The organism is Kitasatospora sp. YST-16 (genome assembly GCF_026802215.1).
Lineage (GTDB): Bacteria > Actinomycetota > Actinomycetes > Streptomycetales > Streptomycetaceae > Kitasatospora > Kitasatospora cineracea.
This window is the reverse complement of the sequence record NZ_CP113837.1, coordinates 1,493,888-1,518,462: the sequence shown is the minus strand read 5'-3', so window position 1 is coordinate 1,518,462 and position 24,575 is coordinate 1,493,888. Positions and strand designations below refer to the sequence as shown.

24 protein-coding genes are annotated in these 24,575 nt (G+C 74.5%); 7 read left to right on the top strand and 17 right to left on the bottom strand.

All coding sequences use genetic code 11. From position 1 onward, the window contains the following. Positions 1 to 40 precede the first annotated feature (40 nt). From OU787_RS06910 to OU787_RS34535, 4 genes are all read right to left on the bottom strand, one after another. Positions 41 to 739, bottom strand: a complete 699-nt coding sequence (locus OU787_RS06910; RefSeq protein ID WP_030460135.1) for a phosphoadenylyl-sulfate reductase — start codon at positions 737 to 739, stop codon at positions 41 to 43. Continuing rightward, positions 723 to 899 (bottom strand): hypothetical protein, encoded by a 177-nt coding sequence (locus OU787_RS06905; protein WP_198544995.1) that lies wholly within the window; start codon positions 897 to 899, stop codon positions 723 to 725. The genes OU787_RS06910 and OU787_RS06905 overlap by 17 nt, the downstream gene beginning before the upstream one ends. Further along, complete coding sequence (locus OU787_RS06900; RefSeq protein ID WP_327059357.1) at positions 896 to 2,620, bottom strand: nitrite/sulfite reductase; 1,725 nt, start codon at positions 2,618 to 2,620, stop codon at positions 896 to 898. Before OU787_RS06900 ends, OU787_RS06905 begins: the two co-directional genes overlap by 4 nt. Before the next feature lie 180 nt (positions 2,621 to 2,800). Then, positions 2,801 to 2,884 carry a putative leader peptide gene (locus OU787_RS34535; protein ID WP_318264789.1) on the bottom strand — a complete coding sequence of 28 codons (84 nt, stop codon included), beginning with the start codon at positions 2,882 to 2,884 and terminating at the stop codon, positions 2,801 to 2,803. A 172-nt stretch (positions 2,885 to 3,056) separates the two neighbouring features. Between OU787_RS34535 and OU787_RS06895 the strand changes: the two genes are divergently transcribed. Then, entirely contained in the window at positions 3,057 to 4,274 is a 1,218-nt protein-coding gene (locus OU787_RS06895; protein WP_030460137.1) for a YihY/virulence factor BrkB family protein, read from the top strand. 37 nt (positions 4,275 to 4,311) lie between these two features. Here the strand turns inward: OU787_RS06895 and OU787_RS06890 are convergent, their stop codons facing one another. After that, positions 4,312 to 4,647, bottom strand: a complete 336-nt coding sequence (locus OU787_RS06890) for a hypothetical protein (protein WP_268658855.1) — start codon at positions 4,645 to 4,647, stop codon at positions 4,312 to 4,314. Then, positions 4,638 to 5,984: a hypothetical protein gene (locus tag OU787_RS06885; protein WP_268658854.1), complete on the bottom strand. Its 1,347-nt coding sequence runs from the start codon at positions 5,982 to 5,984 to the stop codon at positions 4,638 to 4,640. The genes OU787_RS06890 and OU787_RS06885 overlap by 10 nt, the downstream gene beginning before the upstream one ends. A 470-nt stretch (positions 5,985 to 6,454) precedes the next feature. Here OU787_RS06885 and rsgA point away from each other — a divergent pair, with 470 nt between their 5' ends. Beyond that, entirely contained in the window at positions 6,455 to 7,555 is a 1,101-nt protein-coding gene (rsgA, locus tag OU787_RS06880) for a ribosome small subunit-dependent GTPase A (RefSeq protein WP_268661821.1), read from the top strand. 105 nt (positions 7,556 to 7,660) lie between these two features. Here rsgA and OU787_RS06875 read toward each other — a convergent pair whose 3' ends face one another. Together OU787_RS06875 and OU787_RS06870 are read right to left on the bottom strand one after the other, a co-directional pair. Then, on the bottom strand, positions 7,661 to 7,798 hold the full coding sequence (locus OU787_RS06875) for a hypothetical protein (protein ID WP_268658853.1): 138 nt from the start codon (positions 7,796 to 7,798) through the stop codon (positions 7,661 to 7,663). A gap of 290 nt (positions 7,799 to 8,088) precedes the next feature. Next, on the bottom strand, positions 8,089 to 11,169 hold the full coding sequence (locus tag OU787_RS06870; protein ID WP_268658852.1) for an AfsR/SARP family transcriptional regulator: 3,081 nt from the start codon (positions 11,167 to 11,169) through the stop codon (positions 8,089 to 8,091). A gap of 553 nt (positions 11,170 to 11,722) precedes the next feature. Between OU787_RS06870 and OU787_RS06865 the strand changes: the two genes are divergently transcribed. Continuing rightward, the gene (locus OU787_RS06865; RefSeq protein WP_268658851.1) at positions 11,723 to 13,744 is read left to right on the top strand and encodes an ATP-binding protein; all 2,022 of its coding nucleotides are present in this window, start codon (positions 11,723 to 11,725) and stop codon (positions 13,742 to 13,744) included. 7 nt (positions 13,745 to 13,751) lie between these two features. Here the strand turns inward: OU787_RS06865 and OU787_RS06860 are convergent, their stop codons facing one another. The 3 genes from OU787_RS06860 to OU787_RS06850 form a co-directional block, all read right to left on the bottom strand. Further along, entirely contained in the window at positions 13,752 to 14,291 is a 540-nt protein-coding gene (locus tag OU787_RS06860) for a methylated-DNA--[protein]-cysteine S-methyltransferase (RefSeq protein WP_030460143.1), read from the bottom strand. Continuing rightward, a complete protein-coding gene (locus OU787_RS06855) occupies positions 14,288 to 15,874 on the bottom strand; it encodes an AlkA N-terminal domain-containing protein (RefSeq protein ID WP_327059356.1) in 1,587 nt (528 codons plus the stop codon). The genes OU787_RS06860 and OU787_RS06855 overlap by 4 nt, the downstream gene beginning before the upstream one ends. A 78-nt stretch (positions 15,875 to 15,952) precedes the next feature. Continuing rightward, positions 15,953 to 16,459 (bottom strand): MarR family winged helix-turn-helix transcriptional regulator, encoded by a 507-nt coding sequence (locus OU787_RS06850; RefSeq protein ID WP_030460145.1) that lies wholly within the window; start codon positions 16,457 to 16,459, stop codon positions 15,953 to 15,955. A 243-nt stretch (positions 16,460 to 16,702) separates the two neighbouring features. On the opposite strand from OU787_RS06850, the gene OU787_RS06845 reads away from it, so the two are divergent. Further along, positions 16,703 to 18,130 (top strand): MFS transporter, encoded by a 1,428-nt coding sequence (locus OU787_RS06845; RefSeq protein ID WP_268658849.1) that lies wholly within the window; start codon positions 16,703 to 16,705, stop codon positions 18,128 to 18,130. 126 nt (positions 18,131 to 18,256) lie between these two features. Here OU787_RS06845 and OU787_RS06840 read toward each other — a convergent pair whose 3' ends face one another. The 3 genes from OU787_RS06840 to OU787_RS06830 all read right to left on the bottom strand — a co-directional run bounded on the left by OU787_RS06840 (position 18,257) and on the right by OU787_RS06830 (position 20,332). Then, positions 18,257 to 18,982 carry a DUF305 domain-containing protein gene (locus OU787_RS06840; protein ID WP_268658848.1) on the bottom strand — a complete coding sequence of 242 codons (726 nt, stop codon included), beginning with the start codon at positions 18,980 to 18,982 and terminating at the stop codon, positions 18,257 to 18,259. Beyond that, complete coding sequence (locus OU787_RS06835; RefSeq protein ID WP_030460148.1) at positions 18,979 to 19,710, bottom strand: DUF3105 domain-containing protein; 732 nt, start codon at positions 19,708 to 19,710, stop codon at positions 18,979 to 18,981. The genes OU787_RS06840 and OU787_RS06835 overlap by 4 nt, the downstream gene beginning before the upstream one ends. 112 nt (positions 19,711 to 19,822) lie before the next feature. After that, positions 19,823 to 20,332 (bottom strand): hypothetical protein, encoded by a 510-nt coding sequence (locus OU787_RS06830; RefSeq protein WP_268658847.1) that lies wholly within the window; start codon positions 20,330 to 20,332, stop codon positions 19,823 to 19,825. 312 nt (positions 20,333 to 20,644) lie between these two features. On the opposite strand from OU787_RS06830, the gene OU787_RS06825 reads away from it, so the two are divergent. Then, on the top strand, positions 20,645 to 22,186 hold the full coding sequence (locus OU787_RS06825; protein WP_268658846.1) for a protein phosphatase 2C domain-containing protein: 1,542 nt from the start codon (positions 20,645 to 20,647) through the stop codon (positions 22,184 to 22,186). A 35-nt stretch (positions 22,187 to 22,221) separates the two neighbouring features. Here OU787_RS06825 and OU787_RS06820 read toward each other — a convergent pair whose 3' ends face one another. From OU787_RS06820 to OU787_RS06810, 3 genes are all read right to left on the bottom strand, one after another. After that, positions 22,222 to 22,827 (bottom strand): TetR/AcrR family transcriptional regulator, encoded by a 606-nt coding sequence (locus tag OU787_RS06820; RefSeq protein ID WP_268658845.1) that lies wholly within the window; start codon positions 22,825 to 22,827, stop codon positions 22,222 to 22,224. A gap of 109 nt (positions 22,828 to 22,936) precedes the next feature. Next, positions 22,937 to 23,098, bottom strand: a complete 162-nt coding sequence (locus tag OU787_RS06815) for a hypothetical protein (RefSeq protein WP_157852334.1) — start codon at positions 23,096 to 23,098, stop codon at positions 22,937 to 22,939. Positions 23,099 to 23,183: 85 nt separating this feature from the next. Beyond that, complete coding sequence (locus OU787_RS06810) at positions 23,184 to 23,942, bottom strand: GntR family transcriptional regulator (protein ID WP_030460152.1); 759 nt, start codon at positions 23,940 to 23,942, stop codon at positions 23,184 to 23,186. Between the two features lie 103 nt (positions 23,943 to 24,045). On the opposite strand from OU787_RS06810, the gene OU787_RS06805 reads away from it, so the two are divergent. After that, positions 24,046 to 24,282 carry a hypothetical protein gene (locus tag OU787_RS06805; RefSeq protein WP_157852336.1) on the top strand — a complete coding sequence of 79 codons (237 nt, stop codon included), beginning with the start codon at positions 24,046 to 24,048 and terminating at the stop codon, positions 24,280 to 24,282. After that, positions 24,279 to 24,563 (top strand): hypothetical protein, encoded by a 285-nt coding sequence (locus OU787_RS06800; RefSeq protein WP_268658844.1) that lies wholly within the window; start codon positions 24,279 to 24,281, stop codon positions 24,561 to 24,563. The genes OU787_RS06805 and OU787_RS06800 overlap by 4 nt, the downstream gene beginning before the upstream one ends. The last annotated feature ends 12 nt before the right edge of the window (positions 24,564 to 24,575 follow it).

Below are 24,575 nucleotides of genomic sequence, written 5' to 3'. Positions count from 1 at the left end.
TCCTGAAGGTCGGTGACGGTGGTTCAGTGGGGGGTGCGGCTCAGAGGTGGATGCCGCACTCGGTCTTGCCGGAGCCCGCCCAGCGGCCGGCCCGGCCCTGTTCGCCCTCGCCGGGCTTGGCGGTGCAGGACAGCGGCGAGCAGCCGATCGAGGTGTAGCCCTCCCACAGCAGCGGGTTCAGCAGCACCCCGTTGGCCTGCACGTAGGCGTCCACGTCGTCCTGCGTCCAGCGGGCGATCGGGGCGATCTTCACCTTGCGGCGCTTGGCGTCCCAGGCCACCACCGGGGTGTTGGCGCGGGACGGCGACTCGTCGCGGCGCAGGCCGGTCGCCCAGGCGTCGTACGCGCCCAGGCCGCGGTTCAGCGGCTCGACCTTGCGCAGCGAGCAGCACAGGTCCGGGTCCCGGTCGTGCAGGTTCGGCCCGTACTGGGCGTCCTGCTCGGCGACGGTGAGCTTCGGGGTCAGCGTGATCACGTTGACCGGCATGGTCGCGGCGACCGCGTCCCGGGTGCCGATGGTCTCCGCGAAGTGGTAGCCGGTGTCCAGGAAGACCACGTCCACGCCGGGCAGCGCGGTGGAGGCCAGGTGGGCGACCACCGCGTCCTCCATCGAGGACGTCACGCAGAACCGCTTGCCGAAGGTGTCGGCGGCCCAGCGCAGCACTTCCTGCGCGGTGGCCTCCTCCAGCTCGCGGCCGGCCTCGACGGCTATCGCCTCGTAGTCAGTGGCGGTCGTCATGTCCGTTACCCCCGTCGGTCGTTGACAGCAGTCCGAGGAACTTCAGCTGGAAGCCCCGGCGGCAGGCCCGGCATTCCCACGCGCCGTGGCCGCTCTCGGACGGGCGCAGGTCCTCGTCCCCGCAGTACGGGCAGTAGAAGGGCGCCGCTCGCTCGCTCACGACAACTGCTCCTCGGTGGCCCGGACCGCCCACTGGGCGAACCGCTCGCCGTCCTGGCGGTCGGCCTGGTAACGGGTCAGCAGGCGCTCGACGTAGTCGGGCAGTTCGGCGCTGGTGACCTTCAGGCCGCGGATCTTGCGGCCGAAGCCGGCGTTCTCGAAGCCGAGCGCGCCGCCCAGGTGGATCTGGAAGCCCTCGACCTGCTCGCCGTTCTCGTCGGTGACCAGCTGGCCCTTGAGGCCGATGTCGGCGGTCTGGATCCGGGCGCAGGCGTTCGGGCAGCCGTTGATGTTGATGCTCAGCGGCTCGTCGAACTCCGGCAGGCGGCGCTCCAGTTCGTCGATCAGGGTGCGGCCGCGGTCCTTGGTGTCGACGATCGCCAGCTTGCAGTACTCGATGCCGGTGCAGGCCAGCGTGCCGCGGCGGAAGGTGGACGGCTTGACCCGCAGGTCGAGCGCCTCCAGGCCGGCCACCAGCGAGTCGACCCGGTCCCCGGCGACGTCCAGCACGATCAGCTTCTGCTCGACCGTGGTGGCGACCCGGCCCGAGCCGTGCTCGGCGGCCAGGTCGGCGATCTGCTGGATCAGCTTGCCGGAGAGGCGGCCGACCTTCGGGGCGAAGCCGACGTAGAACTTCCCGTCGTTCTGCGGGTGCACGCCGACGTGGTCGCGCCACTGGTTGGAGGGCTGCTCGGGGGCCGGGCCGTCGACCAGTTCGCGCTTCAGGTACTCGTCCTGCAGCACCTGGCGGAACTTCTCCACGCCCCAGTCGGCGACCAGGAACTTCAACCGGGCCCGGTTGCGCAGGCGGCGGTAGCCGTAGTCGCGGAAGATGCCGACCACGCCGGCCCAGACCTCCGGGACCTCCGCCAGCGGCACCCAGGCGCCCAGCCGGACGCCCAGCTTGGGGTTGGTGGACAGGCCGCCGCCGACCCACAGGTCGAAGCCCGGGCCGTGCTCGGGGTGGACCACGCCGACGAAGGCGATGTCGTTGATCTCGTGCACCACGTCGAGCAGCGGCGAGCCGGAGATCGCGGTCTTGAACTTGCGCGGGAGGTTGGAGAACTCCTTGTTGCCGATGTACTCGCGGTGGATCTCGTCGACCGCCCAGGTGCCGTCGATGATCTCGTCGGCGGCGATGCCCGCCACCGGCGAGCCGATCACCACGCGCGGGCAGTCGCCGCACGCCTCGGTGGTGGACAGGCCGACCGACTCCAGCTTTTCCCAGATCGCCGGGACGTCCTCGATCCGCACCCAGTGGAACTGGACGTTCTGGCGGTCCGTCACGTCGGCGGTGCCGCGGGCGTACTGCTCGGACGCCTCGCCGATGGCGCGCAGCTGGGCCACCGTCAGCTGGCCGCCGTCGATGCGCACCCGCATCATGAAGAACTCGTCCTCGAGCTCGTGCGGCTCCAGGATCGCGGTGCGGCCGCCGTCGATGCCCTGCCGGCGCTGGGTGTACAGGCCCCACCAGCGCATCCGGCCGCGCAGGTCGGCCGGGTCGATCGACTGGAAGCCGCCCTTGGAGTAGATCGTCTCAATGCGCGTCCGCACGTTGAGACCGTCGTCGTCCTTCTTCAGCTGCTCGTTGGCGTTGAGCGGGGTGTAGTGGCCCATCGCCCACTGGCCCTCGCCGCGGTGGCGGGTCACCTTGCGGGCGGCGGGGCGGGCCGCGGGCGCGGCGCCGTCCTGAGGCTCGACCGTGTCGGGAGTGCGGGCCATGGTGTCAGTCCTTTGAGCGGCTTGGCAGGTGCGAGGTGCTGGCGGTCCCCGGACGCGCTCCGCTCCCACCTGCGGCGTTCTCGGGCAGGCGGCGGGAGAGGGTGACGCTGGGCCGGGCAGGGTCTTGCGCACATCCGCGACGGCGGGGATGGCGCCGGTGCGGTGCGGCGTACGAAGGGCTCAGGTCACCGGACAGATGGCGCTGGACACGCGAAGGAGGTCGACGTGGAGTCGGCCAACTAGGGTGGTTCCGGCGCTAGACATGGCAAGAGATTCGCACGGCGAGCGACTCGCGGTCCACTAACGTCCGAATGCTGGACTCCATCGTTCCGAATGGTGGGACCGGACCCGAGGCGGGGCTGCTCGCGGCCCCGCGGGGGTTCCGTTCCCGGCGGCGGCGCACGGGGCCCGCGGCCCGGGCCGATACCGTAGGGGCGTGCAAGCAGCAGGCAGTACCCCCCACCCGGCCGGAGGACCCGGGCCCGCCGGCGACCGACCCTCCCGCCGCCGCGGCGGACGGCGCCGCGCCGCCAAGCGGAACACCTGGTACGGCACCGTGTGGGCGCTGGTGAAGGACACCACCAACACCTGCGTCGAGTACCGCGTCACCGGACTCGCGGCGGAGGCGGCCTTCTTCACCCTGCTGTCGATCCCGCCGCTGCTGCTCTGCCTGGCCGGCACCCTCGGCTACCTCGACGACATCCTCGGGGCCGGCACCATCAACAAGCTCAAGAACGACATCGTCTCAGCAGCTGGGACGGTGCTCTCACCGAGCTCCATCGACGAGATCGTCCAACCCCTGCTGCAGGACGTCTTCGACAGCGCCCGGCCGGACCTGATCTCGATCGGCTTCCTGCTCTCGCTCTGGTCCGGCTCCCGGGCGCTGTACATCTTCATCGACACCATCACCGTGATGTACGGCCTCGACGGCAAGCGCGGCCTGGTCAAGACCCGGCTGATGTCGCTCGGCCTCTACCTCGGCGCACTGGTGATCGGTTCCCTGGTGCTGCCGCTGCTGGTCGCCGGGCCCGGCCTGCTGATCAACACCTTCCCGAGCTGGACCGGGGCGATCACCAGCTTCTACTGGCCCGCCGCGATCGTCCTGCTGATCGTCTCCCTCACCACCCTCTACCACGTGGCCGTCCCGGTCTCCACGCCCTGGCGCGAGGACATCCCCGGCGCGCTGGTCGCCCTGCTGGTCCTGGTGGTCTGCAGCGTCGCCCTGCGGCTCTACCTGGTCAGCTCGGTCGAGGGCCACTCCGTCTACGGCTCGCTGGCCGCCCCCGTCGCCGTACTGCTGTGGATCTTCGTGGTGGCGCTGGCCGTGCTCATCGGCGCCGCCATGAACGCCGCGATAGACCGCCGCTGGCCCACCGTCGAGACCGCCGACGCCCGCGCCGAGAACGAGCGCATCGCCGAGGACGCCGCCGTCCAGCGCGGCCGCGAGGCCGCCGCCCGCCGGGCCGCCGAACGCGCCGACCGGGCCCGCCAGTTCGGCCTCGCCGACGGCCACGACGAGGAACTCTTCGACGAGGACGAGGACGACGACGTCCCCAGCGAGTACCCGGAGCGCTGGGCCTCCTTCCTCCCCTACGGCGACGTCCGGCGCCGGATCGGCGGCGGGGGCGAGCGCCGCCGCCGCTCCGGGCCGTGAACGGCGGCCCCGCCCGCCGCCGTCGTTGCTGCTATTGCTACTGCTGATGCTGCGCGGCAGCGGACAGCAGGGCGTGCACCAGGGAACCGGCCAGCGCGGCCGGGTCGGGGGCGGCGGGGCCCGGGCGGAGGGTGAGCGTGCCGCCCCGGAAGCGGACCCGCACCAGGCCGTCCGGGCCGCGCAGCGCCAGCACCGCGCAGCCCGGGTGCCGCCGCCACACCTCCTCGTCCGACCCGTCCGGGTGCTCGCCGTGCAGCACGTCCGCCAGGTGCCGCACCCGGGCCGGTTCGTCCGTCCGGGCCGCCAGGTGCCGGTCGCACCGGGCCGGGACGCCCGGGGCGGCCGGGAGCCGGACCGTCACCGTCACCGCCATCGGCCGCCCCCGCTCCCTCTCCTGCTTCCGTTCCTGCTGTCGCTGTCGCTGTCGCTGCCGCTGCCGTCGGGCCGGTCGGGGCCGGTGAACAGCGGGGCGGGCGGGGGCAGCGGCGGTTCCGCGGCCGGGTGGGCCGGCTCGCCCAGGTCCAGCACCCGGTACAGCAGGCGGCGGATCCGGGGCAGAAACGCGCCCGGCTCGGAGGAGATCCGGGCCCCGATCGCCGCGTACGCCTCCGGCCGGTAGAGCCCGTCCGCGTACGCGAGCTGCCGGTCCAGCGGGTGCGCCGGGTCCAGCGCCGGGGCGGTGCGCGCCAGTTGGACGCCCGGCGAGTCCGGGTTGACGTTCCGGTGCGGGAACCGGGCCAGCAGGATCCGGGCCCCGGTGAGCGAGGCGTACAGCGTCACCGAGCCGTGGTCGCCGATCACGTAGTCGGCGGCCACCAGCAGCGGACGCCAGTCGGTCTGCGGGGCGACCAGCGCCACCGTCCCGCCGGACACCCCCTCCACCCAGCGGCGCACCTGCCAGCCGCCGTGCCCCGCCGTCACGTTGGGGTGCACCACCAACGCCGTCCGGAACCGTCCGGCGGGCAGCTCGCGCACCAGCCGGGGCAGCAGCGAGTCCAGCCCGCCGAACACCGAGTCCGGCCCCCAGGTCGAGCAGAGCAGCACCAGCCGCTCCCGCCCGCCCAGGCCCAGCGCCGCCCGGAACTCCGCCCGCCGGGGCAGCGCGGCGAGGATCCGGTCGTGGTCCCCGTCGCCGACCACCTCCGCGATCGGCACCACCTCCGGGCAGGACCGCTCCAGCGCCGCCAGGTCGTCCCGGTGCGCCAGCGCGTACGCCGCCGCGTTCGGGCGGCCCTCCCACAGCAGGTAGTTCCGGCCCAGGCCGGAGACCTCCCGCGGGCCGTTGCCGTTGCCGTTGCCGTTGCCGTTGCCGTTGCTGGTGCTACTGCTGCCGCTGTTGGCGTGCCGCTGCTCCCGGACGCCCGTCACCGAGCCCGCGGGCGGCAGCGCCCGGGCCAGCTTCAGGTGTCCGGCCCCGTGCGGCAGCCGCACCAGCGGGCCGCGGACCTGTTCGATCCCCTGCGAGCCGGCGGCCAGCACCAGGTCGAACTCGGTGGCCACCGCCTGCTCCCACGGCACCACCGTGCCGCCGAGCCCCATCAGGAACGCCGCCACCCCCTCGTTGAACGCGTGCGGCGCGACGGTGAACACCACCTGCACCCGCAGGTCCGCCGCCAGCAGCTCGCACACCTCGCGCAGCCGCTGCCCGTACACCACCGTGTGCACGACCGCCAGCACCCGCTTGCGGTCGAGCAGAGTCGCCCAGGACATCGGGCCTCCCCCCTTCCTTCCCGTTCTCCTCCCGGCCTTCCACCGGGACGGCGGGCCCCGTGCACCGCCGTCGGGGGAGGGATGTCCGGGCGCGGTGGCGGGACGGCTGGAGAACCCTTGCGCGGCTTGCGGAACCCTTGCGTCCGGCCATCGGACCCAACTTCCTTTCTTTGAAGGCAAGTTGACGGCACCTCACGGGCCGGCGGAAATTCGGTGGCGCGGGTGACGGGAGGGGACTACCGTGGCGTCCGCCGATCGAGCGCACCCCGGGCGGGGTGGGCGAGGCATGTCCGGAGAGGAAGGAGGTGAGGACCGTGAGGCCTGTTCTCGCAGGTGTTTTCCGCTGTGTTCAGAAGTCTGCCGAGTCCATTACCCCCTGGCCCCCGGCCCGCCGTCCTCCGGCGTCGCGCACCCGCTGACGCCCTCCGGCCGGGGCCGCCCGTTCCCTCGAAGGGTCCCCGTTGATCACCATGCAGGTCCCCACCCGCCCCTCCGCCCCCTCCCCGTCCGCCCACCCGCTGTCCGGGCTCGGCTGGACGGACGACCGGGCCGCCGCGTTCGCCCCGCTCGCCGCCACCGGGCTGCTGCCCGGCCGGATCGTCCGGATGGACCGCGGCAGCTGCGAAGTACTGCTCGTCGACCCCGGGAGCGGGGAGCCGGCCGTGCAGCGCGCCGCCACCCGCCCGGTCATGACGGCCGACACCGCGCACAACCCCTGCACGGGGGACTGGGTCGCGTTCGACCCGGCCGCCCGTCCCGCCCCCGCCCTCGCGGCAGTGCTGCCCCGCACCACCGCGATCATCCGCAAGGGCGCCCACAAGCGCTCCGAAGGCCAGGTCCTGGCCGCCAACGTCGACACCGTACTGATCGCCGTCTCGCTCGCCGCGGAACCCGATCCCGGCCGGATCGAGCGCCTGCTCGCCCTCGCCTGGGAGTCCGGGGCCGAACCGCTGATCGTCCTGACCAAGTCCGACCTGGTCCACGACGGCGACTTCGTCCGGGCGGACGTAGAGGCGATCGCACCCGGTGTCACCGTACTGACGGTCAGCGCCGAAACCGGCGAGGGGATGGACGAGCTGCGTGCCCGGGCCACCGGCTCCTGCGCGCTGATCGGCCAGTCCGGCGCGGGCAAGTCCACCCTCACCAACGCCCTCGCCGAGACGTCCGCGATGACGGTCCAGCAGGTCCGTTCCGTCGACGAGAAGGGCCGCCACACCACCACCGTCCGCGAACTCGTCCCGCTCCCGGCCGGCGGCGCCGTCATCGACACCCCCGGCCTGCGCGGCGTCGGCCTCTTCGGCGGCGAGGGCATCGACCACGCCTTCGCCGACATCAGCGCCCTCGCCGCCGACTGCCACTACACCGACTGCTCCCACCGCAGCGAACCCCGCTGCGCCGTCCGCACCGCCCTCACCGACGGCACCCTGCCCGAACGCCGCTGGGAGAGCTACCTCAAGCTCCAGCGCGAGAACGACTGGATCGCCGCCCGCACCGACGCCCGCCTCCGCGCCGAACGCGCCCGCCACCGCAAGCACCTCACCAAGACCACCCGCACCCGCCCCAAGCCCTGACCCCGCGCCTCCGGGCCCCGGGCCCAGGGTCGTACCAACGGCCCGGATCTGACGCCGCTTCAGGGAGGCATCGGATCCGGGCCGCTCCGTCACCGTGCGGGTGACTCAGATCCAGATCCAGACCGAGCCGAGGAAGCGGGCCTGCTCGGCCCCGCCGGGGCCGGGTATGGCGGTGCTGTGGACGCCGAGCTGGGCGGGGCTGGTGAGGAGACTGGTGGCGCAGGGATGCGTGCGGTGGTACACGTTCGTCGTGGTCCTTGGTCTGTCGATTTTCCAATGGGACAGACCCAACCTATCCCAATGACGGGATGTCGAGCGGTGCCGGGCGGTGGTACCAACGCCCCAGGGGGAACCGGCCGTCGATCTCACCGTGATGGCGCGATCCGGACGAGCGGCCGTACGAAACGGAGAAGAGTTTTGCCACTGATCCGTCAAATTCGAAAGTCTGCATACGCCGGAAAGCGCTGAATGCTCTCCGGTGGCCGTACGCACTGTTCTTCCGGAGCTGTCGGACGGAGCCGCGCCCGCGGTCCTCAGCCAGTCCGGACCGATCGCGGTCCCGACTCCTCGGGCGGGTGGCGGTCGCAGGCCGTCCCTACCGGGGTCGGTGGAGCGAAGGGATCCCCACCTGGCTCGTCCCAGTGCTCGGCGAGCCGGTTCAACCCCTGCAGGGCGGCGGCCTCCTCGCGGGGGGCGCGGATCGACCGGGCGATGCCGAGCGCCCCCGCGTAGGTCTCTCCGGCGGATTCCGGATTTCCGGAAAGGAGTAGGATCCGGGCTTTAAGGTTCATCGCCTCGGCCTGGCGATGGAGACTTCCGAGCCGGTGGAACGTTCGGAGTGAACCTTCGATCAGGCGCAGTGATCGATCGATTTCACCGGCGCCTGAAACGACCTCCGCAAGATTGAGTCTGGAGGCCGCGAGGTCGATTTCAGGAATTATGCCTTCGCCGTTTTCCGAGACGTACTCCAGGGAATCTCTGGCGGCCTCGTCGCCGATGTCGATCTGCAGTGCTCCGATGTTCGCGGTCACCCGGAGAACGGCCGACCGGTCACCGCAGGACCGGAAACCCGACAGCGCTTCGTTCAAGCTGCCCAGAGCCTGCTCGGGCTCGCCCAGCCAACTCTGCAGCATGCCGAGATTGGCGAGGGCGGCGGCCGTGGCGGCCGGGTCGGTGCCGAGGCCGCGAAGGATCTCCAGGGCTTCGCGCTGCAGGGCGAGTGCCTCCTGCAGGTCGTCCTGCTGCCAGCGGAGCTGGGCCAGGCGCCCCATGGCCTCGGCGGCGCCCCGGAGGTCGCCTACGGTGCGGGCGAGGGTCAGTGCGCGGTGGGCTGCGCGGTCGGCGTCTGGATAGCGGGATACTCTCAACGCATAGTGGGCGAGCGCCAGTTGTGCATGCATCTCGGGTTCGTCCGCGTCCTCGTCGCGCCAGTGCTCGGCGGCTGACCGGTGGGCGTCGACGGCTTCCCGCCAGAGGCATTCGGAATCCAGTCTGCCGTTCATGACGTGCGTCAGAACGGCGGCTGATCTCCGGTCGCCGTCGGCTCGCAAACTCTTTTCAAGATCGCTCAAGGATGCGGTTTCGATGGCCAGCCAGCCGGGTGCGGGAACCGTCCGGAGAATCTCGGGAGGAAGCTGCGGGTGTGTCCCGGTCGGCCCCTCCAGCAATGCCTCCAGTGGCATCCGGTAGCGTTCGGGGAAGGACTCCTGATCTGCCCTGTTTGCCATTGCAGTAAGGAAGTTGACACACCGTCTGATCGTCGCGGCCCGCTCCTGGGCGGATTCCTCCCGCAGCTCCTGGGCGGCCGCGTATTCGCGCACCAGCTCGTGGAAACTGAATCTTTCGACCGCGTGCTCGGTGAGCAGGCTGACCGCCAGCAGGTCCTCGATCAGGCGTTCCGCCCGGTCGACCGGGCAGTCGATGAGCACTGCCGCGGTCAGCAGGCCGAAGTCGGTGCCCGGGTGCAGGCTCAAGCGGCGGAAGGCGATCTGATGGTCGGCGGACAGATCGTGGTACGACATGGCGAGGGTCCGGTGGAGGCTGTCGGGTCCGTGTCTCAGTTCGCCGAGGCGGTTGCTGCGGGAGAGTCGGTCGGCGAGGTGGGCGAGGTCCCACGACGAACGGGAGCGGAAGCGGCCGGCGGCGAGGTGGAGGGCCAGCGGGAGATGGGCGCAGCGACGGGTGACGTCGGCGAGCCGGGCCCGGTCGTCGGCGCGGTCGGGACCGACCAGGCGGGTGAACATGGCGGCGGAGGCCTCGGGCGTGAGGGCATCGAGCGGGACGCTGCTGACGGCGGGCAGTTCGGCCATCCGGTGGCGGCTGGTGATCAGGACGAAGCAGGTCGGGGCGGCGGGGAGCAGCGGGCCGATCTGACCGGGGCCGGCGGCGTCGTCGAACAGCACCAGGGCGCGCCGCTGGGTGAGCAACTCGCGGCATTGGGCGAGGAGTTCGTCGGAGTCGAGGGGGATCCGCGGGGCCGGGACGCCGAACTGGCGCAGCAGGCCGGTGGCGGCGGCTTCGGGCGTCGGGTCGGAGCGGGCGGGGGAGTGGGCGGCGAGGCGGAGCATGAAAGCGCCGTCGGGGAAGTCCGGGCGCAACCGGTGCGCGGCGGCGAGCGCGAGGGCGCTCTTGCCGCAGCCGGGCTGGCCGCTGAGCGCGATCACCGGGAGCGCGGCAGACCGGTTGGACGTGCGGGCCGGCCACTCGCCGCGGGCGGCGGCGGTCAGCATCTCCAACTCGGTTTCCCGGCCGACGATTTCGGGAGCCGGCAGCAGGGTGGAGGGGCGCCGTTCGGGCTCGGGGGGCGGCGTGGTGGCGATCGGGGGCGCGGCCGGGCGGTCGATCAGGTCGGTGATGCGGTCGCGGCGCAGCATCCCCGCGTGCAGCCGGTCGAGGGCCTCGCCCGGGCTGGTGGCGAGGTCGTCGTACATCCGCCGCCGGATGCGTCGGTAGACGGCGAGTGCCTCGTCGATCCGGCCGCAGCCGTAGAGCGCGGTCATCAGGTGGGCGGCCACCCGTTCGTTCCACGGGCTCTGCTCGGCGAGTTCGGCGAGGTCCGGGACCAGGTCGGCGAAGTGGCCGAGGCGGAGTTCGACCTCGAAGCGGACCAGCGAGGCGGCGAACCTGCGGTCCAGCAGTTGACTGCGGACCTGCTGGGCCCACAGGCCGGGCAGGCCGGCGAGCGGTTCCCCCTGCCAGATGTCGTCGGCCCGGCGGAGCACGGCGAGGGCCCGCCGGTCGTCCCCGGCCTCGGCCAGGCTGCGGGCCTCGCGGGAGAGTTCGTAGTACAACTGCCAGTCCACCTGGTCGGTTTCGGCGTGCAGTGCGTAGGTGCCGGAACGGGAGACGATCTCGATCGGTGCGCCGTCCGTGCCGGTGCTCAGCTCGTTGGCCCTGCGCAGGGCCGCGCGGAGTCTGGAGAGGTAGCCGTACAGGGTGCTGACGGCGCTCGGTGGGGGTTCGCCGTCCCAGAGTCGGTCGGCGATGGAGGTGACCGACTGAGGGCGTTCCAGGTCGAGGGCGAGGCAGGCCAGCAGGGTCCTGGTCTTGCCCGAGCTGATGGGCAACGGCCGTCCCCCGGCCGAGAGTTCGACAGTGCCCAGCAGGTGGATCATCGCGGTGTTCCTCCTGTCGCCGGTTCCTCGGTCGCGCAGGAGGCGAGCATGGCACGGGTGCGGGTGCGCTGCTATAGCAGTCGAATGTTTCCCGGCGCCAGTTTTCCGGCATTGTTCCCGTGCAGTGCCAGGGTTTCTGGTAAGGGGCCCGGAGTCGGGACGAGGTGGGTCGGTTGCCCGCTGCCGGGGTTTCCAGGACCACCACCGAAGTGGTTGCCGGTCCGTCCCGGTGCCATGAGCTGGGCGATCGGGCATGACAGTTGATGCCCCGTCGGGAACACGCGCTGCTCGGACGGGGTCCCGCCGCTCTCCCATGCCTCGGAACGCGGTTTGCTCGGCAAGCGGATGCCCGGACCGGGCGGCCGGATCGGCAGCGGGCGGGCCGGCGGAGTGGGCGGCGGGCGGCCGCGCATCGATCCAGGGGAGGAATGAGCACGTGGAAGGCCCTCGCAACTCCATCACCGGCCAGGTCAGGATCGAAGGCGTCGCGCTCCAGACGGGCGACGTCCACGGGGGCGTGCACGTTCATTCGCACGCTCCGGCGCTGCTTCCGGTGCCTCGACAGCTTCCGCCCGCCCCTGCACGCCTCCTCGGGCGCGGGGCGGAGCTGGCCGCGCTCGACCGGGAGTTGCGTGCGCTCCCGGCTCCGGGCGGGCGCTGCCTGGTGCTGGCCGGGCCGCCGGGGGTCGGGAAGAGCGCGCTGGCCGGGTACTGGCTGCGGGCCCGGGCCGGGGAGTTCCCCGACGGGCTGTTCTACGCGGACCTCCGCAGCCACGCGCCCGGCGATCCGGCCGACCCGGCGGAGGTCCTGGGGGCGTTCCTGCGCGCGCTGGGCCTCTCCGGGGTGCCCGCCGAGCTGGGGGAGGCGGCCGCGCTGTGGCGGTCGGCGACCGCGCGCCGGCGGATCGGCCTGCTGCTGGACAGCGCCGCCACTGCCGCCCAGGTCCGGGCGCTGCTGCCCGGATCCGAGCACTCGGTCGCGGTGGTCACCAGCCGGACCAGGCTGACCGGGCTGGGCATGGACGGCGCCGGGTTCCTCCCGATCGGCCTGATCGACCGGTCCGCCGCCGTCGAACTGCTGGCGGAGCGGGTCGGCGCGGACCGGATCGCCGCCGAGCCGCTCGCCGCCGACCAGGTGGTCACCCGCTGCGCGGGGCTGCCGCTGGCGATCTGCGTGGTCGGCGCCCGGATGGCCGCGCGGCCCCGGCAGCCGCTGGCCGCGACCGCGGAGGCGCTGCGCCGGGAGGCCGACCGGCTGGCGGTGCTGCGCCTGGACGGCGAGACCGCCGTGCGCGGGGCGCTGGACGACTCGTACGGGGTGCTGGACCCGGAGGCCGGACGGCTGTACCGGCTGCTCGGGCAGCTGCCGGTGGCGGAGTTCACGCCCGGGGTGGCGGCGGCGGCCGCCGAGTTCTCCCCGGCGGTGGCCGACCTCACGCTCGACGCGCTCGCCGGGGTGCACCTGCTGGAGGAGCGCCGGGACGGCCGCTACCGGTTCCACGACCTGGTCCGGCTGCACGCCCGGGAGCGGGGCCGGGCCGAGGAGTCCCCCGGGCGGTGCCGGGCCGCGGTCCGCCGGGTCGCCGACCACTACCTGGCCACCGCGACCGCCGCCGAGCAGCTGATCACCCCCAGCCACCGCAACCTGGCCCGCGACTACGCCCAACCCCCTTGCCATCCGGTGGAGTTCACCGGCGAGTCGGCCGCCCTGGAGTGGCTCGACCGGGAGCGCGACCAGCTCGCCGCCGTCCTGCGGGACGCCGCCCGGCACGACGAGCACGGCCTGGTCTGGCAGTTGACCGACGCGATGTGGCCGCTGTTCCTCCGGCTGCGCCCGCTCGGCCTCCAACTGGAGGCGCACGAACTCGGCCTGCGGGCCGCCCGGCTGGCCGGGGACCGGGCCGGCGAGCAGCGGATGCTCACCTCCGGCGGACAGGCCCTGCGCAACGCCGGGCGCCCGGCGGACTCGGCCCACTGGTATCGGCAGGCACTCGAACTGGCGGTCGCCGACGGCGACCCGCGCGCCGAGTCGCAGGCCCGCACCGGGCTCGGCCACGCGCACCGCCAGCTCGGTGAACTCCCTTCCGCCCGGGGCCAGTTCGAGGAGGCACTGCGGCTGCGGACGGCGATCGGGTACCGGCGCGGGGTCGGCCTGCTGCGGATCGCGCTCGGCGAGGTCGCGGTGGACGCCGCGGACGAGGCCGAGGCCGTCCGCCAGCTCGAGGCCGCCATCGCGGACCTGACCGCCGTCGCCGACCCCTACGAGGTGTCCCGGGCACAGGCGATCCTGGGCCGGGCGCACACCGTCGCCGGACGGTACGGGCAGGCCCGGACCGTGCTGGAGACCGCGAGGGAAGGTTTCGCCACCGCGGGCGCGCCGCACTGGCAGGCCCGCACCGTCGAGTGGCTCGGCGAACTCGCCCTCGCCCAGGGCGACACCGCGCGGGCGCGGGAACGGTTCACCGCCGCGCACGAGGCGTACCAGCGGCTCGCCGCCCCCGACACCGCCCGGCTGGCCCGGCGGCTGGAGTCCCTGCCGCCCGAGGCCTCCAAGCCTGCTGCAGAAGGGAGTTGACGGGCCGTCAGAACAGCCGGTCGCCGCTCTCGTGGGCCAGCAGCCAGCGCTTGGCGTCGATGCCCGCGGCGAAGCCGGTGAGGCTGCCGTTGGCGCCCATCACGCGGTGGCAGGGGCGGACGATCAGCAGCGGGTTGGCGCCGACCGCGCCGCCGACGGCGCGCACCGCGCGCGGGGACTGGCCCGCGGCGTCGGCGAGTTGGCCGTAGGTGAGGGTGGCGCCGTACGGGATGTCGTCCAGGGCGTCCCAGACCTGCTGCCGGAAGGCGGTGCCGACGGGGGCCAGCGGCAGGTCGAAGGTGGTGCGCTCACCGGCGAAGTAGGCGGTGAGCTGCTCGACGGCGGGGGCCAGGGCGTCGGCGTCGGGCCGCCAGTGGGCGGCGGGCTCGGCGAGGGCGCCCTTCTGGCCGGGGGCGGTGACGGCGGCCAGCGCGAAGCGGCCGTCGGCGTCGAGGGGGCCGCTGAGCAGCAGGGTGCCGAGCGGGCTGTCCATGGTGGTGAACACGGTGGTGGGAGCGGTGGCGGGCGTGGCGGGTGCGGTGGTCATGACTGGTCCTCGCGGGTCTTGCGGGTACGGGGGGTGGCGGCGTGGTGGTCGGCCGCGGCCGACCACAGGTGGTGCAGGGCGTAGGAGCGCCAGGGCGCCCAGCGGGCGGAGCGTCCGGCGGCGGAGCGCGGGTCGCCCGCTGCGCCGAGGGCGCGCAGGCCGTCGCGGACGCCGATGTCGGTGGGGAGGAACACGTCCGGGTCGGCCAGGGCGCGCATCCGCAGGTAGCCGACCGTCCACGGGCCGATGCCGGGCAGGGCGAGCAGTTCGGCGGCGGCCTGCTCGCGGTCGACGCCGGGGTCGAGCCGGACGGTGCCGTCGGCGAGCGCCGCGCACAGCCCGAGCAGGGCCCGGCGGCGGGACTGCGGCATCGCCAGGTGCTCCGGGTCGGCGGCGGCCAGCGCGGCGGCGGTCGGGAACAGCAGGCGCAGCCCGCCGTCGGCGGCCGGCAGCGCGGTGCCGTAGCGCTCGGCGAGCCGGCCGGCCAGGGTGCGGGCGGCGGCCACCGTGACCTGCTGGCCGAGCACCGCCCGGACGGCGAGCTCGTGCGGGTCGACGTGGCCGGGCGAGCGCAGCCCGGGCCGGGCGGCCGCCAGCGGGGCCAGCAGCGGGTCGGCGGCCAGCCGGGCGTCCACCGCGTCCGGGTCGGCGTCCAGGTCGAACAGGGCGCGCAGCCGGTGCACGGCCGTGGTCAGGTCGCGCAGGTCGGTGAGGGTCAGCCGGCAGTCCAGCCAGCCCCGGTCCGGCCGGTCGCCGGGGGCGAGCCCGTCCACCTCGGCCAGGCCGTGCCCGTACGGGAGGGACAGGGTGCGCCGGTAGCTGCGGGTGCCGGGGCGCGGGCCGGGGACGACCTCCTCGACGCCCGGGACGGCCCGCAGGCCGAGGAAGTCCAGCAGGTGGCCGGTGTCGATCGCGCCCCGGTAGGCCAGCCGCAGGCCGAGCGTGCCGCCGCCGACCGGGGTGCGGCGGTGGCCGCCGTGCTCGGTGCGCAGCGTGGACGGGGTGCGGTCGTACACCTCGCGGATGGTGTCGTTGAACTGCCGGACGGAGGCGAAGCCGGCCGCGAACGCCACGTCGGTGACCGGTAGTTCGGTGGTCTGCAGGAGCAGCCGGGCGGTCTGCGCGCGCTGCGCCCGGGCCAGCGCGAGCGGGCCCGCGCCGAGCTCGGCGGTCAGCTGCCGCTGGAGCTGGCGGGCGCTGTAGCCGAGCCGGGCCGCCAGTCCGGCGACGCCCTCCCGGTCGACCACGCCGTCCCCGATCAGCCGCACGGCGCGGCCGACCAGGTCGGCCCGGTGGTTCCACTCGGGCGAGCCGGGCACCGAGTCCGGCCGGCAGCGCCGGCAGGCCCGGTAGCCGGCGCCCTGGGCGGCGGCCGCGGTCGGGTAGAAGGTGCAGTTGGTGCGCTTGGGGGTGGTGGCCGGGCAGCTCGGACGGCAGTAGATGCCGGTGGTCCGCACCGCCGTGAAGAACACCCCGTCGAAGCGGGCGTCCCGACTGTCCACGGCCCGGTACCTGGTCTCGTCGTCGATCACGCCTTCCAGTCTGCGCGATCGCGGGGACACCGACTGGCGGGAATCGGACATCGCCGTGGGCGCCCCTGACGCCGGGGTCGGACCGTCGGCGAGCGGGCCGTCGGCGGAGCGGGCCTCGGCGAGCGGGCCTCAGCGGAGCGGGTCGGTGCCCGCGAGGGAGTGGGCGAGGCGGTCGAGGCCGGGGAGGGCGCGCATGACGGCTTCGCGGTCGGTGGGGGTGAGGCTTTCGAGGGCGGTGGCGAGGCGGCGTTCGTGGGCGCTCTGCCAGTCGCGCAGCTGCTGGTGGCCGGCCTCGGTGAGGGCGATCCGGGCGGTGCGGCGGTCGCCCGGGTCGGGCTGGCGGTCGACCAGGCCGGCCTCCAGCAGTTTGGAGATGAGGCCGCTGACGGTGTTGGGGGCGAGGCGCTGGCGGGCGGCCAGCTCGCCGACCCGCAGGGGGGAGGCAGCCAGGGTCTGGAGCAGTTCGACCTGGGCCATCGGCAGCGCCTCCCAGGGGAACTCGGAGCGGATGGAGCTCCGCAGCGCCCGGCGCAGGCGGGTGATCACGTCGGTGAGCTGCTGCGCCCCGGCGAGCGTGTCGGCGCCCGCGGCCGCGGGTCCGGTCGGCGGCGGGAGCGGCTGGGGCTGCGAAGACATGGCGGACAGCGTAGCGTCCGGCCACCCGCGGGCTACCGGGTGTCCACCCGTCGACCGGCCGAAACACCGTGCCGGGCGGGGGGGAGGGATCGGTAAGGGAAACCGGGGAGCGGTAAGGGGAACCGGGGAGCGGTGAAGGGGAGGGGAAGGCGAGGGGAAAGGCGGCGGAAGAGCGGCGGGCGGATCGGTCGGGTCCAGAAACGCTCCTTGAGCGATTATGTCGGAAGCAGATATGTTCGCCCCATGGCTGAACCCGCGGTCGCCTCCCGGCTGCTCGACACCCTGCAACTGGCCGAACGCCCCCGCCCCCGGGCCGTCGCGCGCTGGCCGCACGCGCACTGGCTGGCGGTCGGCACCGTCTGCCTGGGCGCGTTCCTGGGCCAACTCACCGCCAGCGTCACCTCGTTGGTCTTCCCCGCGCTGGAAGGCCACTTCGACGCCTCGTTCGCCGCCGTCGAGTGGGTCTCGCTGGCGTACCTGCTGGTGCTGGTCGCGCTGCTCGCCCCGGTCGGGCGGCTGTCGGACCTGGTCGGCCGGAAGACGATGTACCTGGGCGGGTTCGCGGTGTTCGCGCTGGCCTCGCTGGGCGCCGGGCTGGCCGGGAACCTGGCGGTCCTGGTGGCCTGCCGGGCCGTGCAGGCCGTCGGCGGCGCGATGATGCAGGCCAACAGCGTCGCCCTGGTGGCCCGCGGCGTACCCGAACGGGCGATGCGCACCGCGCTCGGCGTGCAGGCCGCCGCCCAGGCGCTCGGCCTGGCGCTCGGCCCGACCCTCGGCGGGCTGCTGGTCGCGCACGCGTCCTGGCGCTGGGCGTTCTGGGTCAACGTGCCGATCGGCGTGCTGGGCATGCTGGCGGGCTGGTTCCTGCTGCCGCGCACCTTCCCCGACGGCTGCTGCCCGGCCCGGACGGCGGACCGCGAGGGACGCTTCGACCTGGCCGGACTGCTGCTGCTGGCCGGCTCCTCCACCGCGCTGCTGCTCGCCCTCTCGGCCGCCTCCGGCCTGCCGCTGCCCGGCTGGGCGGTCGCCGGGCTGCTGGCCGCGGGCGTCGCCGCCACGTTCGCCCTGGTCCGGCAGGAGCGCCGGGCCGACCGTCCGATCATCCCGCCCGGACTGGTCAACACCCCCGGCATCCGGGCCGGCCTGCTGGTCGCCCTGGTCGGCTACCTGCTGCTGTTCTGCCCGCTGGTGCTGGAACCCGTCGTGCTGGCCGGACGCGGGACCACCGCCACCGCCGCGGGCGCCGCGATCACCGCGCTGCCCGCCGCGTTCGCGCTCGCCGCCACCGCCGGCGGCGTGCTGCTGCCCGGCCGCTGGAGCGATGCCGCCCGCTGCCGCTGCGGCGCGCTCACCGCCGCCGCCGGACTGCTCGCCCTGGCCCTGCTGCCCGCCCCCGGCCCGTGGACCACGGCCGCGCCGCTGCTGCTCACCGGCTACGGCCTCGGGCTGCTGCTGCCCGCCAACAACGCCCTGGTGATGCGGGCGATCCCCGCGCAGAGCTCGGCCGTCGGCGGCGGGCTGGTCAACATGGTGCGCAGCCTCGGCACCGCGCTGGGCACCGCGCTCCCGGTGCTGGCCGTCCACCAGGCCGGTGCGGCGGCGGGCGGCCGCGCCGTCCTGCTGCTGCTCGCGGCGGTCGCGGCGCTGGCGGTCCGGCTCTGCCGGGGCTGAGCCGCCCGACCCGACGCCGGAGGGCGCCGTCCCGGGGGAAGCGAACCCCTGGGCGGCGCCCTCCGGCGCATCGGCCGCGCCCGGTGCCTACCGGCTCAGGCGGCCGGCTGCGCCCGTGCCTACAGCTCAGGCGGCCGGCTGCGCGCCGCGCTCGGCGAGCATGTCCGTCATCAGCTGGATCTCGGCGTGCTGCGCGTCGACCATGCCCTGGGCGAGCCGCTTCTCCGGGGCGTTGCGCCCCGCGTCCACGTACGCCTGGGCCATCTCGGCGCCCGCCTTGTGGTGCTTGATCATCAGCTGCAGGTAGTACACCTCGGCGTCCTGGCCGCTGAGCGAACGGAGCCGGTCCAGCTCGGTGTTGGTCGCCATGCCGGGCATCAGCGAGCCGTCGTGCGCCTCGTACGGGTGGTTCATCCAGGTCATCGGCTTGGCGGTGGTGCTCTGCGACAGGCCCCACTGGTCGAGGAAGCCCATCAGCATGCCGCGCTGGTTGGCCTGCGTGTTGATGATGTCGAACGCGAAGCCCCGCACCTCCTCGCTCTGGGTGCGGTCCCGGATGATGAACGACATGTCGATGGCCTGCTGGTGGTGCGTGGCCATGTCGCGGGCGAACCCGGCCTCCGCCGAGTCGGTGGCCGGCGCGGCCGGGGCGGCGGCCGTCGGGCTGCCGGACGCCGGGGTGCTGCCGGAGACCAGCGCGGGCACGCCGAGCCCCAGGGCGACCACGGCCGCGAGCGCCGCGGGCCACCAGAACCGCCGCCGCCCGCGCGGGGCGGCCGGCAGCTCCTCCTCGAACTCCTCGTGCTCCTCGAACTCCGGCTGCCCGCCGCCGTCGGCGGGGGCCGCGGTCACATCTGCCCCGAGCTGCAGCTCGCGCCCTGCTCCAGGGTCTGCGGGCCCTGCACGAACTTGGCGAAGAAGGTCTCGACCCGCGGGTCGCTGGCGGAGTCCACCACCAGCTGGTTGCTCCACGCGGTCAGCGTGATGGTGCCCGGCTCGTCCGGGTACGGGCTCATCAGGCTGTACGGGGTGGCCTTGACCTTGTCGCTGAGGGTCTTGATGTCCTCGGGGGTGGCCTTGCCGTTGTAGGTGACCCAGACCGCGCCGTGCTCCAGCGAGTGGACGGCGTTCTCGTTGCGGACCGGCTTGTCGTAGACGTTGCCCATGCAGGTCTGCCAGACCGGGTCGTGGTCGCCGCCGACCGGCGGGGTCTGCGGGTACTTCACCTCGGTCTTGACGTGGTTCTGGGTGAGCTTGCCGAAGGTCTGCAGGCCCGGGATGTCGGCCTTCGCGGCGTCGTCCTTGGCCTTCTGCGCGGCCTCGGCCGCGGCGGTGGCCGCCGCCTTCTTCTTGTCGCTCTTGTCCTTGGAGTCCATCACCAGCCAGCTGCCGCCGCCGATCATGGCGAGCAGCAGGACGGACGAGATGCCGATGGTGATCGTCTTGTTGCGGCGCTCGCGGCGCTGCTCGATGGCGCGCAGCTCGGCGATCCGGGCCCGGCGGTCGGCCTGCTGGGCGGCCTTGCTGCCCGGCTTGGGCTGCTTGCCGGTGGGGTTGGACTGCTTGGAGGCGGAACCCATGGATGTCTTCCTTGTCCCCGCCGTGGCTGGCACGGCGGTCTGCGGTGGGGTGGGGGCAGCGGAGCCGCCGACCTCCCCGCGCGGCGGGGCGTCGGTCGGCGGTGGGTTCCGCTCAGGACCGGTGAACCTGCAGGACGTGCAGGTCGGGCGCGTGGTGCGACCCGGTCGGTGCGCCGCAGACCGAAGCGGCGGGCGTCACCGGCGGGGCGACCAGGCGCGGCCGGACGGCCGTGCCGGGCTCCGGCGGCGCGTTCGGCAGGTGCGACTCCGGGCCGCAGAAGGGATGGCTGGAGCAGCCGTGGCCGGGCACCGGGCCGGGGTTGTCCGCGGTGCACAGGATGAACGCCGCACCGGGCGCCTCCCCGGCCGCGACCGGCAGCACCGCCGCCGGCCCGTGGTGCGACGCCGTCGCACCCGCCCGCACCGGGGTCGCCGTCCGGGACGCCCCGGCGGCCGGGTCCGCGCCGGGCGCCGTCCGCTGCGGCGCGGACGCGCCGGGGGCCTCCTGGCCGGCCGGCGGGGAGCTCAGCGGCCGGGCGCTCGCGGCGGTCGCCGCGCAGGGCAGCAGCGCGAGCAGCGCGGCCAGCAGCAGGGACCACAGCACCGCCACCGGACGGAGCACCGCGACTGCGGGCCCTCCGGGGCGAGTACGAGATCCTGGCGCGGCCATGCGCACATATTAATCAGCCGATCGGGTGAAGCGATGCCCCCCTTGGGCTCTCATTTTCCGGACGAACGCCCCGCCACCCCGTCCCCGAAGCCCCTGTTGGAACCCGTTTGACCCCGTACCGCCGCCCCGCCGCCACCGCCGCGCCACCCGTGGCCGGAACCCCTCCCCGGACGTCCGCGCGATGTTCCGAATCCCGGACACCGTCGTTGTCCTTCGGAAGAATGACGTGACGTCCGGCCCCCCTCACGGATCAGGAGCGGTCAGTTGAACGAGCAGGGCCCGCCCAGGCAGCCCCGTCCCGACGACGCCTGGTGGCACACCGTCTACGCGGGCCCCGCCGGCACCCTCCCCGACACCCCCGCCGCGAACACCGGCGCCGACACCGGCACCGTCGACGACTGGTTCACCACCGCCGCCGGACTGATCGCCCCGCAGCGCCGCCCCGAACAGGAGGCCCCGGCGCCGGAACCCGAGGCGCCGGGATCGGGGGCGCCGGAACCGGAGCGCGAAGCGGAGGCGGTGGAGTTCGCGCAGGCGCCGGTCGAACCGCAGCCGGGGCCGACGCCGCGCAGCTGGGCCGAGGCCGCCTGGCCCGAGCTCCAGCCGAACCTCTCGAAGGAACCGGCCGCCCCGGCCCCGACGCTGACGGATCTTCCGACGGCCCCGCCGGAACCCTCGCCGGAGCCTGAACCCGAGCCTGAGCCTTCGCTCGCTGACCCCGAACCCGAACCGGAAGCGGTGACCGGGCCCGAGCCCGAGCCCGAACCCGCGCCGACACCGGAGCCGACCCCCGCTCCGACCTCCGCCCCCGCGCCGACGGTCGTGGTGGGGCCCCCGCCGCCGGACCGGGCCGCGCCCTGGTCGGGGCGTCCGCAGGCGCCGGCCGTGCCGCACGTGGGGGAGCGGCCCCCGACGTACGCGCCGGAGCCGACCAGCCTGCCCGCCGCCGATCCGGCCGGGCTGGCGGCGCTGGTGCCCGACACCGCGATCGACGGCGCCGGGTTCGCGGGGACCACGCTGCGGGCGGTGTCGATCCGCGGGGATTCGGCCCGCTACCGGGGCGAGCCGCGCACGGACGCGCTGCTCACCGTCCGGTTCGGCGAGGGCGAGGAGGCGCTGGTGCTCGCGGTGCTGGCCGCGCCCGCGCGCCGGGCCAACGCCCAGTGGGGGTCGGTCGCGGCGGCCGAGTCGGCCCGGCAGCCGGCGGCCGCGATCGGCCGCAGCCGGGCCGAACTCGCCGCCGACCTGCGGGCCGGGGCCCGCGACCGGCTGCGCTACGGGTTGCAGCGGATCGCCCTCCAGGCGGCGGTGCAACTGCGCAGTGCCGCGGAGCAGGCCGCCCAGGACGGGGACAGGGACGGGGACGGGCCGGCCGGCCTGCCGCCCGAGGAGACCGCCTCGCTGCACTGCCTGCTGATGTCCGCGGACCCGGCGGCGACCCACCGGGCCGCGTTCGGCACCGGCCCCGGCGGGCTGTACCTGCTGCGCTCCGGGCACTGGATCGACGCCTACGCCGCGCGGCTGCTGCACCACCCGGACGGGCAGCCCCCGCTCCCGCCGGCCTCGATGCCCGCGCCCCGGCCGTTCCGCTTCCGCCTGGTCCCGGCGACCTCCGGCGACATCCTGCTGCTGTGCACCCCGGGCCTGGCCGCCCCGATCGCCGAGGAGCCCGCCGTGGCGCACTTCCTCTCCAGCCACTGGGCCCACCCGCACCCGCCGGGCACGGTCGACTTCCTCCGCCAGATCCAGGTCCGCGCCAAGGGCTACGCGGACGACCGCACCGCGGCCGCGGTCTGGACGGAGTAGGGCGGGGTAGGGCGGGGCCCGGCGGACGGCGGCCGCTACGCGGGCAGCCCCAGCAGGGCGCGCGCGGCGGAGCCGGCCTGGGCGAGGGCGTCCTCGCGGGTGGTGGCGGGCAGGCCGATGGCGAGCGGGATGGCGAGGCCGTCGAGCAGGGCGCGCAGTTGGGCGGCGCGGGCGGGGGTGGTGCCGGCGGCCGGGAGGAGGCCGGTGGCGCGGCCCTCGGCGAGGAGCGCGGCGAGGTCGTCCTGCCAGGGGGTCTCGATGTCGAGCTGGCCCTGGCGGAGCTCCGCGGTGCCGGGGGAGCGGCTCCACACCTCGATCCACAGGATCCACCGGGGGTCGCCGGGGCCCTCGGGGAGGTAGAGCTCCAGGTAGCGGTCGAGCCGGTCGAGGACGGGGACCTCGCGGCGGGCGAGTTCGCGGCTGCGGCGCTCGCCGAGCTGGGCCTCGCTCCAGCGCAGGGTCTCCAGCAGGAGCTGGTCCTTGCTGCCGAAGTAGTAGAGGAGGTGGCCGGCGCTCATGCCGAGCTGTTCGCCGAGGCCGGCCATGGTGAGCCGGGCGAGGCCGTGTTCGGCGATCGCGGTGCGGGCGGCGGCGTAGACCTCTTCGCGGGGGCGCGCCGGGCGGCGGGTGCGGGGCGCCATCCGTACTCCTCGGTGTGGTGCTGTGCGGGGTCCGGTTCCGGCTCCCGGGCGGGGAGGTCCGGTCCTCCTCCCCGTACGGGAAGTCTCCCGCACGGGCCGGGCGCGGGGTTCACCAGCCGCCGTGCTCACGGCTCTCGGTGGTCTCCCGGCGGCCGTCGGCGAGTCCGGCGCGGTAGGCGCGGCGGAGCAGGGCGGCGGCCCGGGCGGGGTCGAGGCCGGGGGCGAGGCGGAGGAGTTCGGCGGTGAGGTCGTCCAGGTTCTCGGGGGTCATGGGTCCATCACACCGCGCCCCTCCGCCGCCTGCCCGCCCGGACGGGGCGGTGCGCGGCGGGCGGCGGGCGGTGCGGCGGTCCGGTTCAGTCGCCGGGCGGGCGGCCGTACCGGGTGGACCAGTGCTCGCCGGGCAGGACGAAGTCGGCGGTCTCGACGGGCCGGCCGGTGGCCCGGTCGTAGTGGGTGCGGCGGATGGCGAGGGCGGGCGCGCCGGGGAGCGTGGTGAAGGTCTGCGCCTCGGCCCGGTTGAGGCCGCGGGCGGTGACCTCCTCGACGGGTTCGCCGACGTCGATGCCGATGACGGCCATCCGCGCGGCGACGCCGATCCCGCCGTACGGCCCGGCCTCGGGCAGCACGATCAGGGCCTGGCCGGTGACGGCCATCGTCTCCCAGGACTCGGCGAGGTACCCGGGGTCGCCGTTGACCAGGTAGACGTACGAGGTGTGCATCACCGGGTCGCCGGGCTCGATGCCGAGGCGCTCGGCGATCTCCCTGCTCGCGGCCTCGGTGGTGGAGTGGCTGCGCCAGGTGGGGGTGACGCCCTGCTGGGTGAGGCCGACGGTGTCCGGTCCGACGGCGCCGGCCGCGCCGCCGCGGCGGACCAGGGTGGGGCGGGGTTCCTGCGGCCGGACGAAGTAGCCGCGCCCCTGCCGGGCGAGCACCACGCCCTCCTGCTCCAGCAGCCGGTACGCGGACTGGCCGACGCCGTGCGAGAAGCCGTACTGCGCCCGGATCTCGGCCAGGGACGGGAGTTGACTGCCCGGCGGGTACTCGCCGGAGGCGATCCGCTCGCGGATCCGCTCAGCCACCTGGAGATACGCGGAGGGCCCGCTACCGGTCATGGGACGTTCCTCCGAGAGGTGTGTGGTCCGCCGATCGGTGACACAGTATCCGGTGGGGCACTACTCTACGTGTAGAGCATAGCCCTATGTGTACTCTGGGGGAGTGGTGCAGATCAGCACGCGTGCGTCCGACCTGCGGACGGCGATCGAACGGGCCTCGGGCGCGCAGGCCGACGTGCGGTTCGCCGTCGGCAGCACCAGGATCAGCATCCCCTGCCCACCCGACGACGCCCCGACCTGGAGCGAACTGCTCCAGGCGCTGCGCACCGCCGACCGCTGGGGCTCGGTCACCGCCGACGGACAGACCGTCATCTGGGCCCAGATCGAGGAGGAGCAGTGACCGCCGACCAGCCACAGCCCGGACCGCCCCCGGGCGGCCCCGAGCCCCACTACCGCCCGTGCCGCCGCTGCCCGCGCTGCACCACCGGCACGGGCCGCCCCCCGACCGCCGAACAGGACTGCTGGGACGCCTTCCTGACCGGCACCGTCACCGCGATGGCCGAACGCCGCCGCCGCGAACGCCACCACGAGGAGGCGCAGGCCGCCCTCGACCCGTCGCCGGGAACGGCCGCGGGCCGGAACCCGTCCTCTGCGGAGGTGGGTTCCGGCCCGCGGTGGTGACGCGGTGGTGGG